Here is a 462-nt window from a genome sequence, read left to right on the forward strand (position 1 = left end):
GTATCGATCCCGCCCAAGTGCGCTCGGCGCTCGCCAACATCCAAAAGGCCAGCGAGAGCGCCGACAAGGCCGCCGCCGATATCGCTGAGGTGACCCACAAGTTCGCCAACCGGGCCGACGACATCGACCAGACGATCAAGGACGCAAAGCAGCTCGCGCAACGGCTCAACGATGCCTCGGTGCGGGTCGATGGCATTCTTGCCAGGGTCGATACCTTGCTCGGGTCGGGGCAGGCCGATGGCGTGATGGCGGATGCCAGGGCGACGCTGAAGTCGTTCAAGCAGGTTGCCGACACGCTGAATGCCCGCCTTGGCGTCATCACCGACAATCTGGCGCGCTTCTCGGGACAGGGACTTTCGAATGTCGAGGCCTTGGTGCAGGACAGCCGCCGTTCGATCAGCCGCATCGAAGAGGCGGTGAACGATCTCAGCCGCAATCCGCCGCGCATCCTTTCGGGTGGCG

At 64.1% G+C, this 462-nt stretch carries 1 pseudogene; it reads left to right on the forward strand.

Going from position 1 to position 462, the window contains the following annotated elements:
• A pseudogene (locus EN893_RS37570) lies at positions 1-462 on the forward strand (MCE family protein); the annotation flags it as partial.

The sequence above is a fragment of the Mesorhizobium sp. M7A.F.Ca.CA.004.04.2.1 genome, from assembly GCF_004022825.1.
Taxonomy (GTDB): Bacteria; Pseudomonadota; Alphaproteobacteria; order Rhizobiales; family Rhizobiaceae; genus Mesorhizobium.